Here is a 15,907-nt window from a genome sequence, read left to right on the forward strand (position 1 = left end):
CGAAGCGTACGACTGAGAGTTCAGCCGGCGCTGCGCTCGGATGCCGAAGGCCACGGCGGCAGTGACGGTAGCCCGAGAGCCTTACGTACAGGTCCGAACGATCGCCGGTGAGCGGCGCATGCGCCGAGCCTGGCGAGTGCGTCGTAATGAGCCGGCACCGGGTAGCCCTTGTGATCGGCGAAGCCATAGCCGGGGTAACGCAGGTCGAGCGTCCGCATGACTCTGTCCCGCTCGACCTTCGCCAGGATAGAGGCGGCGGCGATGCTGGCGGACTTGGCGTCGCCTTTGATGATGGCCTGCTGAGGGATGTCGATTTCCTTCAACCGCTTCGCATCGATCAGCAAGTGCTGCGGCGTCAACCCCAGTCCCCAGACCGCACGCTGCATAGCTTGGATCCCCGCCCAATAGATATTGATCGCGTCGATCTCCTCGACTTCGACAAACGCCACACACCAACTCTCTGCTTTTTCCTTGATCTCCTTGGCGAGTTCATCGCGAGCCGCAGCGTCGAGTTTTTTCGAGTCGTCGATGCCGACTATCCGTGTGCCTGGTTTCAGGATCACGGCACCGGCGGAGACCGGCCCGGCGAGAGGGCTCATTCCGGCCTCGTCCACGCCTGCCACGGCATAATGACCGCTTTCCCAGAGAGCGGTCTCGAAGCGGAGCATCTTGCGGAGGCGCTGCCCTTCGGAGCGATTTTCAAAGCGGCGTTTATCGATTGCGGCAAGGATGGCGCGAGCTCCCGCGCGGGTGTCGGCCCGTAAGATCTGCTCGACGTTGGCCTCCAGCGGTCTTCTCTCGATGACATAGCGCTGACGCAATGCATCGAGCGAATATTGGGACATAGCGGCCTCGCACACACTGACTGAGACCCCATGTCGGTGAAGTTTGTGGCGATTGTCTGAAGTCGAGCCATGCCATCTCTCACCGACCGGGTGCTTTACCGAAGGAACCGGCCTTCCGTCGCTGACACCGAGTTACACGTCGCTCCACCGACCTAAAACGGAACCTACCGGCGTCGTCATCCCTTGTGAAAGAGCGGAGCCTCGATCCCGGAGTGCTTCCGAGGGGACCGGCCCATGCTCCGACAGACCAGCAACGAAGACCAGATCCTGGACCGCACCGCCGAGGTCGCGGCGACCATTGCGGAAGAAGGCCTTCGTTACGTCAGCGACTCCACGCCCGGTTACACCCGCAAGCGGACGGGGACTACCTTCAGTTACTACGACAAGGACGGCAAGCGCATTACCGATGCCGCCGTCATCCGGCGCATCAAGTCCATCGGTATCCCGCCGGCCTATGAATCCGTCTGGATCTGCCCTTTGGCGAATGGCCACATCCAGGCGACTGGGCTCGATGCTCGGGGGCGCAAGCAGTACCGCTACCACGCAAAATGGCGTGAGCTGCGCGACCAGAACAAGTACGAACACATCGTCCAGTTCGCAGCCGCGCTGCCCGCGCTGCGCGACCGTGTCGCGGCCGACATGAGGCTGGAAGGGCTACCTCGCGAGAAGGTGCTGGCCACGATCGTCAGTCTTCTGGAGAAGACTTTGATCCGGGTCGGCAATGCCGAGTATGCCGAGAAAAACAAGTCCTACGGGCTCACCACGATGCGACGAAAGCACGTTGCGGTGGGCCGCGGCGTCCTTCGGTTCGACTTCACCGGCAAGTCGGGCAAACAGTGGAAACTCCGCGTCGAGGACAAGCGGATTGCCGCCATCGTGAAGCGCTGCGCGGAGATACCAGGACATGAGCTCTTCAAGTACCTGGACGACGACGGGCAGCCGCGCACTGTGGATTCAGGCGATGTCAATGCCTACATCAAGGACATCACAGGCCAGGACTTCAGCGCAAAGGATTTCCGGACTTGGGCCGGGACGGTTCTGGCGGCGTTGGCGCTGACCGAGTTCATGAAGTACGACAGCCAGGCCGAGGCGAAGCGCAACGTCGTCGCCGCGATCGAGCGCGTCTCCAAGCAGCTCGGCAACACGCCCGCAATCTGCCGCAAGTGCTACGTGCACCCTGAAGTCTTGAACGCCTACATGTCCGGCGACCTGGTGAGGATGATCGAAGCCAAAATCGCGCAGAAGTTCAAGCGGCAGTATGCCAAGCTCACCTCCGACGAGATCATGGTACTGGCATTTCTCCGCAAGCGTCTCGATTCACTAAAGGACTCAGCCTAGGGCTCTCGTCTGAGCGGCAAGGTGCGGCCGGTCATCTGGTCTAATCGATCGACAGCGGAATGATGCCGGACCAGAAGGAATCGCGCCACAACGACGCTGGTGGGGCCGGGACGGACAAAGCCTTCGATGCCGAGCAGTCCCTGATGCTGCGGCGGCGCCCAACCCTGTTCGGTCGCGGCCGCTTCGCTTAAGGCCAGAAAACTTTCGGATCAGCCCTTTCTCCACCTCGCCAACGAAAAGATCGTCGATGTGCGGTTTCACTGGCCCAGATTGGAAAGCGAAAAAGCAACCAAAAGCCCGATCACCACAAGCACGCCCGTGATCTTTTGCTCCCTTCTGGGATCATCGTATTCACCACCATCGTAAGAAGCGCGCCGGCCGCCACCGCGTTTACCGTCGCAGTCAGCTGCGGCGAGGCGCCTTGCAGGAATGCTGCGCCGCAAAGAGAGCTCAGCCCCGACAGAACGGCGATCGTGATCCACAGCGCGAACACATAGGACGCACTCCGTCCGGCGTTGCGCATGCCGACCGCACTAGATAGGCCCTCGGGAAAGTTGGAAAGGAAGATCGCGCCGAGCATCGCGACGCTTACCCCTTTTCCACTCAATAACGAGAGACCGAGCACAACGCTTTCGGGTATGCCATCCAAGAGCGATCCGATCGCAATGGCCATTCCTCCGCCCTTGCCCGCCTGGCGCTGTCGGTTGCCGGACTGCTTGCGGTGATGCGCGCCACGTTTCGAAACGACGTGATCCGCGAAGGCATAGGCGACCGAGCCGACGAGAGCGCCGGCGGCTATCGGCAATATTCCCCCTTCTTGGTAACCGTCCTCCAAGAGGTCATAGGCCACCGCCGAGATCAAAACGCCGCAGCCGAACGACATGATGCTGGCGGTCAACCACCTGGGCAACGTTGCGAGATAGGCTACGGCGGCCCCGACCACCAACGAGGAAGCTCCAAGCAGACCCCAGAGGCCAGCACTTACCCACACCGGCATCACTTGCCTGCTCCGTCATCGTCCAAATGCTTCGGCGAGCCCGTCCGCGGCACGTTCACCAAATCGTCCAGAACAGGATCGCAGCCAATGCGCAGACCACGAGCCCCGCAAGAAGAACGCTAAGCGTCGCCGTCGCCGAGCCGCCGACGTCTTCGCTAGGAAATCGCGTCGCGCCCGCGGGCCCTCTGCTTCCGGCCTGGTGGGACAGCTCTGGCCTCGGCAAGGCTGTCGTCGGAGCACCGCCGGAAGTGGTTCGATGGAGCAACTCCTCCCGCGTTGATGCAGGCCCGACCATCAAGCTCGGGTCGACCAAGACTTCGATGCCTCTTTCCTCGAGGTAAGCGACCGCCCGCGCAACTTCATCGTGGGTCATCCGATCGATCGGAAGCGCCTCCCGAATGTCCCCGATGGTCAGGGCACCTCGAAGCTGGCCCAATGTGGCGAGCTCCCGGAGCGTCGCATCGGGCGATTGTGCATCATTCACCCATCGCAGGTTCATGCTCGATCCCTTCGTCGGAGAGCAGCCCTTAGCGTGCACAACGCGGCTGGTGACGGGTCGTTCGCACGGTTTGTACGGTGCAGGACCGAACATACGACCTTTGCCTAAATCTTCCCGCTTCTGGTCAGCACGTCCGCTAGAGTAAGCGCGAACATCACCCCCACGAAGACCAGTCCGGCGAGGGCGGCAATCCTGATCAACGCACGTGATCGGATCAGCTCCATGAAGAAGACGAGCACCAGAGAGGATTTAATGACGGCGATGGCCACGCCTGAAGTAACTGTAACCGGTCCCATCGGGATGTACGCAAGAAACATGCTGAGAACGAGCAAACCGAGCAGGGCAGCCCAGACCAAAGCGTTCCTGAGCCACAATCTCAATAGCCACCCCTCCTGACGACCGCGGTCCGCGCTCATGAGGCCCTCCCGGGCAGATAGATGAGGGGGTACAGGAAGATCCAGACCACGTCGACGAGATGCCAATAGAGAGCCGTCACCTCCAGTTCGGGACTGCCCCGCAGTCGAATTCGCCTGGCGGCTCCAAGCAGAACTAGCCTGACGACCAGCGCGATCCCGATCGTGAGATGGATGGCGTGGACGCCGGTAACGAGCCAATACAAGCCGTAGAACAACTGTGCCGACGGCTGCGACAGCGCGAAGCCTGTTCCGGGCACGAGATGCTTCTCGATGTCTTCCTTGTACTCGAAGCCCTTCACGATCATGAAAGCCACGCCCAGCGCAGCCGTGGCACCGAGGCAGGCGAGAACCAGCTGCCTAACGCGTCCCTTCTGAGCCGCAGCTTGCGAGGCTACGGCCATGGTAAGGCTGCTCGTGAGGAGGATCGCGGTGTTGATCGTGCCGAACCAGATGTTGGTCTCCCGCCCCGCGGCGGCGAAGGCGTCGGGATGCTCGATGCGGCAGACCGCATAGGTGAGCAAAAGCGCGCCGAAGAACAGGGTCTCGCTCGCGAGAAAGATCCAGATTCCGAACTTCCCGGCCTGCCGCTGGCGCTCCAAGCGTTGCCATGGTTCTCGAAGCAGTGCGGTTGCGTCACTCATCGGAGCGACCTCGCGTTCTGTACTTCCGGCGCGTCGCTCCCCGCCGACTCGCCCTCAGCGTGGTATTGATAAGGAGCTCGGTCGACCAGCGGCTGGAGATCGAAATTGTGCGGAGGTGGCGGCGAGGTCGTCGTCCACTCCAACCCGGTCGCGCCCCAAGGATTGTTGGAGGCACGCGCGCCGTGAAAAAGCGACCACATGAGATACACGAGGGGAAGGAGATACGCAGCTGCGAGCACGGCCGCACCGGCCGACGACATCACGTTGTAAACCTGGAACTCGGCCGGATAGGTGTGGTAGCGCCGCGGCATGCCCAGGTAGCCGGCCACGAACTGCGGCAGAAAGGTCATGTTGAAACCGAAATACATCGTGATGGCCGCAAACTGCGCCCAGGACTCCGGGTACATTTTCCCGGTGATCTTCGGCCACCAGAAGTGTAGCGCGCCGAAGAACGCGGACACCGAACCGCCGACCATGATGTAGTGGAAATGAGCCACCACGAAGTAGGTGTCGGTCACGTGCACGTCGACCGGTATGGACGCCAGAAACAGACCGGAGAGCCCACCGGTAGTGAACAATCCGACGAAGCCAAGGGCGTAGATCATAGGCGAGTTGAAGCTGATCTGTCCGCGGTAGAGCGAGGCCGTCCAGTTGAACACCTTGATCGCGGACGGCACCGCGATGACAAACGACAGAAACGAGAAGATTAAACTAGCGTAGGGCGACTGTCCGGACACGAACATATGGTGTCCCCAGACGAAAAAGCCGATGCCGGCGATCGCGATGATAGCATAGACCATGAAGTCGTAGCCGAACAGCCGACGCCGGGCGAAACAAGGAATGATCTCCGAAACCACGCCCATGGCCGGCAGCACCATGATGTATACTGCGGGATGGGAGTAGAACCAGAACAGGTGCTGGAACAGGATAGGATCCCCCCCGCGCGCGGGATCGAAGATGGGCAGCCCCAGCCAACGCTCGGCTATGACGAGCATCAGGGAGATCGCCAGCACCGGCGTCGAGAGCACCATCACAATGGAGGTGGCGTAGATCGACCACACGAACATCGGCAGCCTGAACCAGGTCATCCCAGGCGCGCGCAACATATGCGTGGTTGCGATGAAGTTCACGCCAGTCGCGATGCTCGCGAAACCGACGACAAAGACGGCCGCGGCGGCGGTCAGAACATGCGTGTTGGAGAACATGGTTGAGAATGGCGTGTAGAACGTCCAGCCCGTATCCACGCCTCCGGCGACGAGCGTGTAAACGGCGAAGATCCCGCCGACCAGGGTCAGGTACCAGCTGAACAGGTTGAGCCGCGGAAACGCCACATCGGGCGCTCCGATCATCAGAGGTAACAGGAAATTTCCGAAAGTATTCGGGATCGAAGGCACCAGGAAGAACCAGACCATGATGATGCCGTGGAACGAGAACAGCCGATTGTAGGTATCTGAAGTCAGGAACCAGCCGTTCGGAACGAACAGCTCAACGCGGACAGCCGTGATCGCGGCGCCTCCCATGAAGAAGAACACCGTGATGGTCAGCGCATACAGAATGGCGATGCGCTTGTGATCCGTGGTGGCCAACCAGGACAGAAGGGTGCTCCCGGCGCGGAGATAGTCGGGGCGGGGCGGAAACGGCAGTTCGCCTGCGAGAGCCGCATCAGTCATGGCCGTGCTCCTGTCCAAGAGAGCGGATGAATGCGGTCAGGCTTTGTATGTCGCCGTCATCCAGCAGTCCGGCGAAGCTGGGCATGATCGGGTCGAACCCGGCGACGATGTCGCGCTTAGGTTGTAGCATTGAATCTCGGATATAGGCGTCGTCGGCCCTAACCTGCCGCCCGTCCGACAGCTGCACGGTCCGGCCGTAGAGACCCTCCAGCTTGGGAGCATGCACGGCTGAAGATGAGGCGTGGCAACCGGAGCAACCCTGGGAGACGAACAGTTTCGCGCCGACATGCGCGAGGTCGTCGCCTTCCGGCTGTGCGCTCAGCCAGCGGGCATAGTCTTCCTCGCGCATCACTGTGATCCGGCCGCGCATGGCCGAATGGTTGGTGCCGCAATACTCGGCGCAGAGCAGGGGGAAGACCCCGAGCTTGGTCGCTTGGAACCAGGTCTCGGTGTTGCGTCCCGGCAGGACGTCCTGCTTGATCCGGAAAGCGGGGACGAAGAACGAGTGAATGACGTCCTGGGAGGTCATGACGAGCCGAACGGGCCGTCCGACCGGAACGTGCAGTTCGTCGATTTCACGGGCGCCGTTCGCGTGTTGCGTCTTCCACATCCATTGCTTCGCGAGCACATGCACTTCCAGCGCGTTTGCCGGCGCCGTCAACGCGCCGACGTCGGCCGAGGCGGCCCACCAGAACAGGAATGCGAAGAGGAAGAATGTCGCGGCCGTCCAACCCACTTCGAATTCCCGATTGACGATCTCCGGCAATCGGCCCCGTTTGGCCTTCGAGCCGCGCCGGTACCGGATTGCGAAGGAGACGAGCAGGCCAAAGACGAGCGCAAGCGTGAGTGCCGAGACGATCACGAGAGCGGCGAGAATGCCATCCACTCGAACCGCCTGCGTACTGGCCTCCGGTAGCGCGAATATCGCGTTCATGGGGCCACCCCGCTGCCCGACCGGCGGCACATCATGGCTATCGCCGCGACCAAAAACACGAGAGTGACGGCGCAACCGAGCTTCAGCGCGAACCCTACCTGCGCGCTATAGACACCGTGCACCGCGTCGAATCCGTAGCAGAGCAGGGCGATGCGCCCCGCAAGGCCCCCAATCGTGCCACGTCCAGCTTCCAACAAACCCAGCCTGAGATCGAAGGGTTGCAGGCCCAGGCTGGAGAAGGCGCGCGAGACGTGACCGTCACGCGTGAGGGTGACGAACCCTGCGGGATGGGCGATCGCATCGTTCTGCCCATCAGTCTGAAAGTGATAACCGATGGATCTCGTGAGTTGGCCGATGGCAGCTTCGTTACCGATCAGAACGGATACTCCAGGTCCGCTGACCTGGCCGGCGATGAATCGCCGCGCCGCGATCGCGTCATCCCGCGGATCGATCCCGAACACCACCAGGCTATAGTCCCGACCGGCGGTCAATCCGGTCTCTTGGAGTGCGCCCGTAACAATAGTTAGCGCAGGCCCGCAGATCTGCGAGCAGGCGAAGTCGACCGGCAGCAACAAGGCGGGCCTCCCGCCTACAGCCTCGCCAATCGACCTACTGTTACCTTCAATGTCCTTGAATCCGAGCTCCATCGGCACCTGGGCTCGAGGAGCCGGGGCAAGTGCCAACTCGCCGAGTTGCTGTTCGGTCAGTCCGGCTAGAGCGGCCGACGACCAGGTGGTCAGAAGAAAAACGAGCGCAAGAAGCTTCATTGTTGCGCTCCCGGAGTAGTTTGGGCCGCCGGTGCGGGAGGAGCTTCGAGAGGGTCGTAGCCCCGCTCGCCTCGAGCGATCACGATGTCTATCGCCCTGTCGATAGGAATTCTCGCGAGGCCCCTGCTTTTGTCGATCCACCCGTACTGCGACAGAGACTGTCTCTTTTTCAGCAATATCTCGGCCAGATCCTGTTGCGGGGATGTCTGCAGTGAGGGTTGCGGAAATCGATGTTCGACTGGAGGCATGAAAGCTGTCGGCGCGTCCGCCTTGATGTAGAAAAACATGGCGATCATGCCGAGCGCGACGAAGCCGAGGTAGCCTCCGACGGCAACGAGAATGCGCCGTGTGGCAACGTCCGGCGATTGCGGCAGCGCGCGGTCCGCCATCTCACGATCGGACATGACTCGCCTCCGGGATCAGGGCGCTCCCGACGAGCATCGAACCGACGCTCAAGATGGCGAGAGCACCGGTGCCCACCACCACAACGTTCACCTGATCTTCAAATGCGGGTACGAGAAGCCAGTCGAAGTGGAGGGTCGAGCCAAACAGCACGAGCGCTCCGGCCGACTGGAGACCGTGGCGGCTCCGCCGTCCTTTGCGCAGCAAAAGGATGCAGAACGGCAAAACCGCACCTAGCACGAATGCGAGGACGATGATCGCTGTCCAGACGAATGAGCTCCGCTTCAAATACCAGGCCGCTTTGTCGGGCAGGTCCCCATACCATGCGACCAGATAAGTCATGAATTCCAGGTAGACGACACCGAGCAGTGCCGCGAGGAGAAGCGCCCCGATGTCGGATGCGACGGATTCGTCTAGCGATGGCGCCGCAAAGACCGCGACGAAAGCAAGAGCCGCCGCAAGCTGCTGGATGGCAATCGTCGCCGGAAATGCGCTGGCGACATAGCGCGGCTCCAAAGAAAGGTACCAGTCGACGGCCACGAGACTGATCATCGCGCCATAGAAGGCAAGCCCCAGGCCGGCCAGCAGGGGACGCATCTTGCCCAGCGCGAATGTCGTCCCCAGGATCCACCATCCGCACAGCGCGAGGGCGGCGCGGAAGGCATAGCCTTGCCCATTCAGATATCTCTGGGCGACGTCCTGCGCGAGCGATGAGGCGGCATGTGCCCGTGGGTAAAGCTGACCGAAGTTCACGAGTATGGGAAGAAACGCGATGGCGACAACCGATGTGAGCGCCGCCGAAGGTCTCAAGATGGTTGCGCTCTCCTCGCCCCATCGGCCTCCGGTCAGGGAATGTATGAGCAGCAGCATCATGCTCCCCACCGGCACGCAGCTCCAGACGCCGAACGCAACGAGCCAGGCGCGGGAGAGAGCTGGACCTTGCCAAGCTGCTGCCGCGATCACCGCGCCGCCCAGCAGCAGAATTCCGCACACCGCCGGCCACCGTCGCAAATTCTGCAAACGAAAGGCGCTCGCATGCGCCGTCATGGCAATCTCGTCCGCAGTTCGGGAGTGTCTGCTACATTTGCTCTCTGAGACTCCTGGAGCGCCCGGATGTAGGCGACAATGCCCCATCGATCACTCGGGTCAACGCGAGCGGCATACGAGAACATCACACCGTGACCGTTGGTGATCACATCAAAGAAGTGTTGGGCGGATGCGGCCCGTAGGCGGCTGCCGTGATACGAAGGTGGCGCCGGGAAGCCTCGCTGGACGACCACTCCGTCACCGCTCCCTGACAAACCATGACAGGGAGAGCAGTAGATGTCGTAACGCTCGCGCCCGCGCTTGAGCAGCTCGGCATTGACCTGCGGTCTTTGCACAGACCTGCTTTGCCGCCTCAGGTCGCCTTGGGCGACCACCCCATCCGGCAAGGGTTGTGCTTCAGTGCCGTTGTCGAACAGCGCGGCACGCGTGAAGGTTCGGTAGCGGTTCTGCTGGGTCATCGAGACGTCATCGCACGCGGACAGCAGCAATGCGGCGCAGATCGGGATCGCGAGCCGCTCGATCATGGCGCTCGTACCTCGGTAACTCTCAGCGCGCCGGCAGTTCGAAGAAGCTGCCGAAGGGCGTGCGTCCTCTCCTCGTTCTCTCCTTTTGCGAGCAGGAAATAGTGGTCCTGTGTCGAACGCTCGAAGCTCGGCACGTCGAACAGCGGCTGGTGCAATTGTGGCAGACCGGTCGTCCAGAGCAGGGCGATAAATCCGGCGAGCGCCGCGGCGAATATGCCGACCTCGAAGGGAACAAGGAGGAAAACCGGCCACGAGTTCAGAGGTCGGCCGCCGCTATTGATCGGATAGTCGATCACCGCGCTGTACCATTGCAGGCCGAAGGCGAACGCCGCGGTAGAGAAACCCGCCAGGAACATAGCGACCCGGATTCTTGGAGGGCCGACGTCGATGAGCTCATGGAGTTCGTCCACCGGGAACGGGGTAAAGGCATCGAGCACGGTGAAGCGCGGACTGCCTTTCAGCCTCCGGGCAGCGGCAATCAGGGTGGCCGGATCCTGGAATTCCGCGAGGAGAGGCCACGTCATGCCATATCCTCCCGGTGCGCGAGCTCGCGCATGTCGAACATGGAGACCGCAGAGATGAGCCGCACGAACATCAGGAACAGGAAGGCGAAGAAGCCGAGCGGCGCAATGACAAAGGCCAAGTCCCAGATCGTGAAGTGAAAGGCTCGCCACAAGCTCGGCATATAGCCATGCGAAAGCGTGTTCCAGACGATCAGGATGCGCTCGAGCCACATTCCGACGTTGATCGCGACAGAGATCGCGAACAAAGCGACAAGAGACCCACGTACGCGCGGAAACCAGAGCGCCTGGGGCAGGACGACATTGCAGCCGAGCAATGCCCAGAACAGCGGAGCGTATGTGCCGGCAAACTCGAACGCCACAAGGCTCCGATCGCTGCGCGCTCCACCGTACCACCCCATGAACCATTCGCTGGCGTAGGAATAGCCCATCACGATCGAGGACATCAGCAGGACACGCGCGATCACGTCCAGATGCTCGCGTGTGATGATCGCCTGAAGGTCAAAGCCCCAGCGGATCGCTAGAGCCAGCACGACGACCATTGCGAATCCGGAGTACATGGCGCCGACCACGAAGTAGGGCGGAAAGATACTTTCCTGCCAACCCGGCATGAGGCTGGCCGCAAAGTCCAGGCCGACGATCGAATGCACCGAGCAGACAAGGGGCACGCCGAGAGCGGCCATTGTCGTATGGAGAATCTTCATGGCGCGCCACTGCCGCACCGAGCCGCACCAGCCGAGCGCGAACGCGCCGTACAACAACTGCCCGGTCCGCGATTTCGTTCTGTCCCGCATCGTTGCGAGATCGGGAATGAGGCTGACGTACCAGAACAGCAACGAGAACAGCAGATAGCTGATGATCGCCCAGAAATCCCACACCAGCGCGCTCCGCCACTGCGGCCAGAGCGACATGGTGTTCGGGTAAGGAGCGAGCCAGTAGGCGTAAATGGGACGGCCTAGATGCACGATCGGCATCAACCCAGCGATGGCCACGGCGAACAACGTCATCGCCTCCGCGAAGCGATTGATGGAAGCGCGCCACCTTTGCCGCGTGAGCAGCAGCATGGCGGAGATCAGCGTCCCGGCGTTACCGATGCCGATCCACCATACGTAATCAGCGATGGCGACACCCCACACGATGGTCGAGTTGACGCCCCAAACGCCGATAGCGCGGTAAAAGACCCAGCCGAGGGCCGCCACGAACCAAGCCATAAAGGGCGCACTGAGAAGGAGGGCGAGCCACCAGACCTTCCCCGGATTCCTGAAGAGGGGAGTAGTCACTGCCTGGGTGATCTCCACGTCGCTTGCGCGATAGGCGGAGATCCAAGGCGCGGTCGCGGCCTCATCGGGCTCCAGGACGGCGGTCATTCAGCGTCTCCGTCGGAACGCGAAGAGGGATTCCGGACATCGGCGAGGTAGGTTGTGCGTGGGCGCGTGTCGAGATGAGCAAGCAGCGCATAATGTCGTGGATCAGACCTACTTCGATTCACCTTCGAGCCGCTCTGATTGAGGTCGCCGAATTCGATCGCGTTCGTCGGACAAGCGCTCTGACAGGCAGTCCGCACTTCATCGGTGCCGATGCGGCGATCCTCACGTTCGGCTGCTCGCCTGGCTCCGCTGATCCGCTGGACGCAGTAGGTGCATTTTTCCATTACGCCGCGGGCGCGGACCGTCACCTCCGGATTCTTCTGAGCGCGGTAGGATTCCAGACCAAGGTTGGCGTATTCCTGCCCGTCGGCGTAACCGCGGAAATTGAAACGACGGACCTTGTACGGGCAATTGGCCTCGCAGAAGCGCGTGCCGATGCATCTGTTGTACACCTGCGCGTTCAGGCCTTCGCTATCATGCACGGAGGCTGCCACGGGGCAGACCGGTTCGCAGGGGGCGTGCTCGCAATGCATGCACGGGACAGGCTGGAAACCGAGTGCTGGACTGTGCGCCGTTCCGTGATCATAGACATCGACCCGCAACCAATGCATGTCCCGGCCCCGGGCAACTTCTTCCGGGCCGACGACGGGCACGTTGTTCTCGGCCTGGCAGGCAACGACGCATGCGTTGCAGCCGATGCACAGTGACGTGTCGATGACCATGGCCCATGCATATTCATCGCCGCTTCGGGGCGGAGCCGCAGGCAGCAGGCTGGAAGTGTTCTCCGGATCCGGAGATCCGACGGGGCGCGCGGCTTCCGCAAGCTTGCGCATTGGATAGAGTTCGGCGACGTAGTCCGCGGCGCGCACGATATTCTGGGTGGTGAGCGGGTCCTGTTTTCGAGCCGTCTTGCTGATGGAGGCAGCCGCCAACAGCCACGGGGTTTTGACGGCGCGCAGCCGGTTCGCATCGGCGCCAATTCCGTCGCCGATCGCACCCGCTCGCGTCCGGCCATACCCGAGCGTGAGGCTACCGACCCCGGCAGCGGCGGCCGGATCGATGACCACCGGCGCCTCCACTGTGCCGTGCTCGGACCGGATCGAGACGACGTCGCCTCCTGACACGCCAAAAGGCTCGGCGTCGCGAGGATTGATCGTCAGAGCGTTGCCCCAGACCTGCTTCGTGAGCGGTCTCGGACATTCCTGCAGCCAGGCATTGTTCGCGAATGAGCCGTCCCAGACGGCCGGATCGGGCTGCAGCACCAATGAGAAGCCCGGCGGCGCGCCCGCTCTCGGCAGCTCGGGTATTTTTGGCTCATGCGGCGTCACAGGCGGGCTGGCGCTGCCGGAAATCACTCCGTCGTGCAGCGCGCGCGTCCACCAGCCCTCGAAATCGGCTCCGGCGTTTGGCTGCCAGGTCTGACGTACTAGATCGCGCGGGCTCGCGTCGATCCCGTCCGCGAGGAGCGCGAGGAGCTCGTGATCCGTTCTAGTATGATAGAGCGGCCGGATCAGCGGCTGGACGAGACTGGCAGTTCCGTCTGGGCTGCGCAGGTCCGACCAGGCTTCGAGCGGATGAGTTTGCGGAAGGTGCCAGTTCGAGATCGCGGCCGTCTCGTCGGCATAGCAGCCCATGTGCAGGCGAAACGGCGCGTTGCGAGCCGCACGAGCGAAATCAAGGTCGGCGGGAGCATCATAAGCCGGGTTAACGCCGAGGATGACGAGCTGGTCGACCTGGCCGTCGTCCAGATCGCGAACAAGTTCGGCGAGCGTCCTCCCTTGACGCCCCGAGGGCGTGCGATCGATCCGCTCGATGAGATCGAGAGGCGCCTTGAGACGGGCGTTGATCCAATGGACGAGCGCGTGAGTTTCGGCTGAAAGGGATCGGCCGGCGATAACAATGGATCCGCCGGACGCTGAGCTGAGGTCCGAGCTGATTTGCCGCACGAGGCGCTGCACGTTTTCCGGCATCGCGGGCGCTCGCGCCCGGGAGCCGAGCGCGCCGGCGATCGCGATCGCAACTTCCTCGATGATGGCAGGCTGAAGGGCAAGCCGATGATCGGCCTTCGCCCCGGTCAACGTCGGAGCAGACTCCACACAGTACCAACGCGAGAAGCCGCCTGCCGGCTGCTTGCGGCCGTTCGCGAAAGCCCTGGCGTTTCTCAGTTGATCGGGACCATGGCCGATCGGATCCGAATCGAGAGCGACCACGATGTTCGCGCGCTCCAAATGCGGCACGAGGTCCAGCTCTCGCCCGTAAGCGAAGAGGGTTCCGGCGCTCGCCCCGGCACCGTCGATCGGATCATAGGCGTGCCAAGAAGCCTCGGGAAATCTAGCGAACAGATCGTCGATCTGCCGCAGCAGGGTAGGGGAAGTGACCTTACCTGTGAGGATTCGAAGTCCCTTGCCCTGGCGCTGCTTCATCAATTGGTTCTGTTCGAGCAGAGCTCTGCGAAATGCCTCTGCCGCAGCGATGGACCCCTCGTGTAGTACAGCCCGCGACCGATCTGGATCGTAAAGAGAGAGTACGGCCGCCTCCATGAAGATGTCCGTTGCACCGAGACTAGCTGGATGCTTCGGGTTGCCCTCGATCTTGATCGGCCGTCCGTCCACCGAGGTGACCAGCGCGCCGCGGCCGTAGCCTGACAGCGCCAGCGTGGTCGCGAACTTCATCGGCTCTCCGGGTACCAGGCGATCCGGCATCGTCACATAGGGCACGATCTCTTCATCCGGCCGGCTGCAAGCGCTCAGACCTCCCGCGATCCCGGCAGCCAAGAGGCTCAAGGCGCGCCGACGGTCGATCCTCGGGCTGCAAAAGGAGGCGGTTTTTATGGGCAGCTCGTCTACCTGTGGCATATCGAGCAGTCCGTGAGGTGATCGACGCGAACGTGATACTCTGCCATCAGCTTCCGACCGAGCGCCTCCTGGTTTTGCGGCGGTGACCATTTTGGATCGAACACCGCGTCTCGCGGCCTCAGTGCCTTCTGCGGTGAGCGGTGACAATCGATGCACCACTGCATCGTCAACGGTGCCGCCTGGCGCGTCAGTCTCATCTGGTCGATTGGACCATGGCACGTGGTGCACCCGACGCCCTTGGCCACATGGATCGAGTGATCGAAGTAGACGTAATCCGGCAGTCTGTTGACCCGTTGCCAGGCAATCGGGGTGTTGCGCGCGAGGCTCGCCCTTACGGGCGCCAGCATCTCGGCGTTCGTCCAAAGCTGCGAATGACAGGTCATGCAGGTCTCGGTCGGGGGCAGGCCCGCAAACCGCGCCTTCTCCACCGAGGTATGGCAATATCTGCAGTCGAGACCTAGACCGCCAACATGATGTTCATGGCTGAAGGGAACGGGCTGGTTTCGCGTCACATCTTCTCCAGTGGCGTAGGGCGAACTCATTATGCTGTAGGCGAGTCCGACTAGAAGGATTGGGACTGCACCGCACGAGGCCAGGAGAACTTTCGCGATCGTGTCAGCGCCTGGGCGGAAAATCTGCATGCACCTGGCCCGGCTGGGAACATCTCAACGTCGCTTACGCCCGTCCGTCCATCTTCGGCCGCCGAAAGGTGCTGGTGTGGGAGGTCGAACCGGCGAAGCATGCATCCGTGACCCTTGCGCGCAAATGGTGCCGAATTGGCATTTGCGCCGACGATGTTGGACGACGGCTCTTTTAAGCGGCATGAGGTGACCCCAGGGTGATGGCCGCGGCGCCCCGCAGCCGAGGTGACGCTCAACGATTTCGAAACTGCTCCGTGCCTACCGCCCCCGGTCCGAGCATCAGAATCTTGGCGCGCTACCGTACAATTCTGTTATGCCCGCCGGCGAGGGCGCCACTGTTCGCTGGCGTACCGACCATCACGTGCGACCGAGCCCTGCTGCCGGAACGTAACGCCAGGTCGATCACTATTTCAGGCATCTGTTCTCCCACTAGAAAGGCGCCC

16 protein-coding genes are annotated in these 15,907 nt (G+C 62.0%); 1 reads left to right on the plus strand and 15 read right to left on the minus strand.

Going from position 1 to position 15,907, the window contains the following annotated elements; translation table 11 throughout:
- Positions 1–20 precede the first annotated feature (20 nt).
- Positions 21–845, minus strand: coding sequence for a ribonuclease HII (gene rnhB, locus EAV90_RS29055; protein WP_129145446.1), 825 nt, complete (start codon positions 843–845; stop codon positions 21–23).
- A 234-nt stretch (positions 846–1,079) separates the two neighbouring features.
- Here rnhB and EAV90_RS29060 point away from each other — a divergent pair, with 234 nt between their 5' ends.
- Entirely contained in the window at positions 1,080–2,183 is a 1,104-nt protein-coding gene (locus tag EAV90_RS29060; RefSeq protein ID WP_122404600.1) for a DNA topoisomerase IB, read from the plus strand.
- Positions 2,184–2,484: 301 nt separating this feature from the next.
- Here the strand turns inward: EAV90_RS29060 and EAV90_RS29065 are convergent, their stop codons facing one another.
- The 14 genes from EAV90_RS29065 to EAV90_RS29130 all read right to left on the minus strand — a co-directional run bounded on the left by EAV90_RS29065 (position 2,485) and on the right by EAV90_RS29130 (position 15,464).
- The gene (locus EAV90_RS29065) at positions 2,485–3,081 is read right to left on the minus strand and encodes a ZIP family metal transporter (protein ID WP_245509649.1); all 597 of its coding nucleotides are present in this window, start codon (positions 3,079–3,081) and stop codon (positions 2,485–2,487) included.
- A gap of 154 nt (positions 3,082–3,235) precedes the next feature.
- The gene (locus tag EAV90_RS29070) at positions 3,236–3,679 is read right to left on the minus strand and encodes an RNA polymerase sigma factor region1.1 domain-containing protein (RefSeq protein ID WP_160118861.1); all 444 of its coding nucleotides are present in this window, start codon (positions 3,677–3,679) and stop codon (positions 3,236–3,238) included.
- A gap of 104 nt (positions 3,680–3,783) precedes the next feature.
- Positions 3,784–4,095 carry a cytochrome C oxidase subunit IV family protein gene (locus EAV90_RS29075; protein WP_129145447.1) on the minus strand — a complete coding sequence of 104 codons (312 nt, stop codon included), beginning with the start codon at positions 4,093–4,095 and terminating at the stop codon, positions 3,784–3,786.
- Positions 4,092–4,736 (minus strand): cytochrome c oxidase subunit 3 family protein, encoded by a 645-nt coding sequence (locus EAV90_RS29080; protein WP_122404597.1) that lies wholly within the window; start codon positions 4,734–4,736, stop codon positions 4,092–4,094. The genes EAV90_RS29075 and EAV90_RS29080 overlap by 4 nt, the downstream gene beginning before the upstream one ends.
- Positions 4,733–6,406, minus strand: coding sequence for a cytochrome c oxidase subunit I (locus EAV90_RS29085; protein WP_129145448.1), 1,674 nt, complete (start codon positions 6,404–6,406; stop codon positions 4,733–4,735). The genes EAV90_RS29080 and EAV90_RS29085 overlap by 4 nt, the downstream gene beginning before the upstream one ends.
- Entirely contained in the window at positions 6,399–7,340 is a 942-nt protein-coding gene (gene coxB / locus EAV90_RS29090; RefSeq protein WP_129145449.1) for a cytochrome c oxidase subunit II, read from the minus strand. The genes EAV90_RS29085 and coxB overlap by 8 nt, the downstream gene beginning before the upstream one ends.
- Complete coding sequence (locus EAV90_RS29095; RefSeq protein ID WP_129145450.1) at positions 7,337–8,107, minus strand: SCO family protein; 771 nt, start codon at positions 8,105–8,107, stop codon at positions 7,337–7,339. Before EAV90_RS29095 ends, coxB begins: the two co-directional genes overlap by 4 nt.
- Positions 8,104–8,511 (minus strand): hypothetical protein, encoded by a 408-nt coding sequence (locus EAV90_RS29100; protein ID WP_129145451.1) that lies wholly within the window; start codon positions 8,509–8,511, stop codon positions 8,104–8,106. The genes EAV90_RS29095 and EAV90_RS29100 overlap by 4 nt, the downstream gene beginning before the upstream one ends.
- Positions 8,498–9,556, minus strand: a complete 1,059-nt coding sequence (locus EAV90_RS29105; RefSeq protein ID WP_129145452.1) for a hypothetical protein — start codon at positions 9,554–9,556, stop codon at positions 8,498–8,500. The genes EAV90_RS29100 and EAV90_RS29105 overlap by 14 nt, the downstream gene beginning before the upstream one ends.
- Complete coding sequence (locus EAV90_RS29110; protein WP_129145453.1) at positions 9,553–10,080, minus strand: c-type cytochrome; 528 nt, start codon at positions 10,078–10,080, stop codon at positions 9,553–9,555. The genes EAV90_RS29105 and EAV90_RS29110 overlap by 4 nt, the downstream gene beginning before the upstream one ends.
- Positions 10,077–10,604 carry a DUF3341 domain-containing protein gene (locus tag EAV90_RS29115; RefSeq protein WP_122404592.1) on the minus strand — a complete coding sequence of 176 codons (528 nt, stop codon included), beginning with the start codon at positions 10,602–10,604 and terminating at the stop codon, positions 10,077–10,079. The genes EAV90_RS29110 and EAV90_RS29115 overlap by 4 nt, the downstream gene beginning before the upstream one ends.
- Positions 10,601–11,968: an NrfD/PsrC family molybdoenzyme membrane anchor subunit gene (nrfD, locus tag EAV90_RS29120; protein ID WP_129145454.1), complete on the minus strand. Its 1,368-nt coding sequence runs from the start codon at positions 11,966–11,968 to the stop codon at positions 10,601–10,603. The genes EAV90_RS29115 and nrfD overlap by 4 nt, the downstream gene beginning before the upstream one ends.
- The gene (locus tag EAV90_RS29125; protein ID WP_129145455.1) at positions 11,965–14,823 is read right to left on the minus strand and encodes a 4Fe-4S dicluster domain-containing protein; all 2,859 of its coding nucleotides are present in this window, start codon (positions 14,821–14,823) and stop codon (positions 11,965–11,967) included. Before EAV90_RS29125 ends, nrfD begins: the two co-directional genes overlap by 4 nt.
- Positions 14,811–15,464: a cytochrome c3 family protein gene (locus tag EAV90_RS29130; RefSeq protein ID WP_122404589.1), complete on the minus strand. Its 654-nt coding sequence runs from the start codon at positions 15,462–15,464 to the stop codon at positions 14,811–14,813. Before EAV90_RS29130 ends, EAV90_RS29125 begins: the two co-directional genes overlap by 13 nt.
- Positions 15,465–15,907: the final 443 nt, after the last annotated feature.

The organism is Bradyrhizobium vignae, assembly GCF_004114425.1.
Taxonomy (GTDB): domain Bacteria; phylum Pseudomonadota; class Alphaproteobacteria; order Rhizobiales; family Xanthobacteraceae; genus Bradyrhizobium; species Bradyrhizobium vignae.

Bases quoted from the DNA above. Each gene is read 5' to 3' on its own strand.
- EAV90_RS29125 (WP_129145455.1), bottom strand. From the start codon at position 14,823: ATGCCACAGGTAGACGAGCTGCCCATAAAAACCGCCTCCTTTTGCAGC.
- rnhB (WP_129145446.1), bottom strand. From the start codon at position 845: ATGTCCCAATATTCGCTCGATGCATTGCGTCAGCGCTATGTCATCGAG.
- EAV90_RS29130 (WP_122404589.1), bottom strand. From the start codon at position 15,464: ATGCAGATTTTCCGCCCAGGCGCTGACACGATCGCGAAAGTTCTCCTG.
- EAV90_RS29095 (WP_129145450.1), bottom strand. From the start codon at position 8,107: ATGAAGCTTCTTGCGCTCGTTTTTCTTCTGACCACCTGGTCGTCGGCC.
- coxB (WP_129145449.1), bottom strand. From the start codon at position 7,340: ATGAACGCGATATTCGCGCTACCGGAGGCCAGTACGCAGGCGGTTCGA.
- EAV90_RS29070 (WP_160118861.1), bottom strand. From the start codon at position 3,679: ATGAACCTGCGATGGGTGAATGATGCACAATCGCCCGATGCGACGCTC.
- EAV90_RS29115 (WP_122404592.1), bottom strand. From the start codon at position 10,604: ATGACGTGGCCTCTCCTCGCGGAATTCCAGGATCCGGCCACCCTGATT.
- EAV90_RS29085 (WP_129145448.1), bottom strand. From the start codon at position 6,406: ATGACTGATGCGGCTCTCGCAGGCGAACTGCCGTTTCCGCCCCGCCCC.
- EAV90_RS29080 (WP_122404597.1), bottom strand. From the start codon at position 4,736: ATGAGTGACGCAACCGCACTGCTTCGAGAACCATGGCAACGCTTGGAG.
- EAV90_RS29110 (WP_129145453.1), bottom strand. From the start codon at position 10,080: ATGATCGAGCGGCTCGCGATCCCGATCTGCGCCGCATTGCTGCTGTCC.
- EAV90_RS29105 (WP_129145452.1), bottom strand. From the start codon at position 9,556: ATGACGGCGCATGCGAGCGCCTTTCGTTTGCAGAATTTGCGACGGTGG.
- EAV90_RS29060 (WP_122404600.1), top strand. From the start codon at position 1,080: ATGCTCCGACAGACCAGCAACGAAGACCAGATCCTGGACCGCACCGCC.
- nrfD (WP_129145454.1), bottom strand. From the start codon at position 11,968: ATGACCGCCGTCCTGGAGCCCGATGAGGCCGCGACCGCGCCTTGGATC.
- EAV90_RS29100 (WP_129145451.1), bottom strand. From the start codon at position 8,511: ATGTCCGATCGTGAGATGGCGGACCGCGCGCTGCCGCAATCGCCGGAC.
- EAV90_RS29075 (WP_129145447.1), bottom strand. From the start codon at position 4,095: ATGAGCGCGGACCGCGGTCGTCAGGAGGGGTGGCTATTGAGATTGTGG.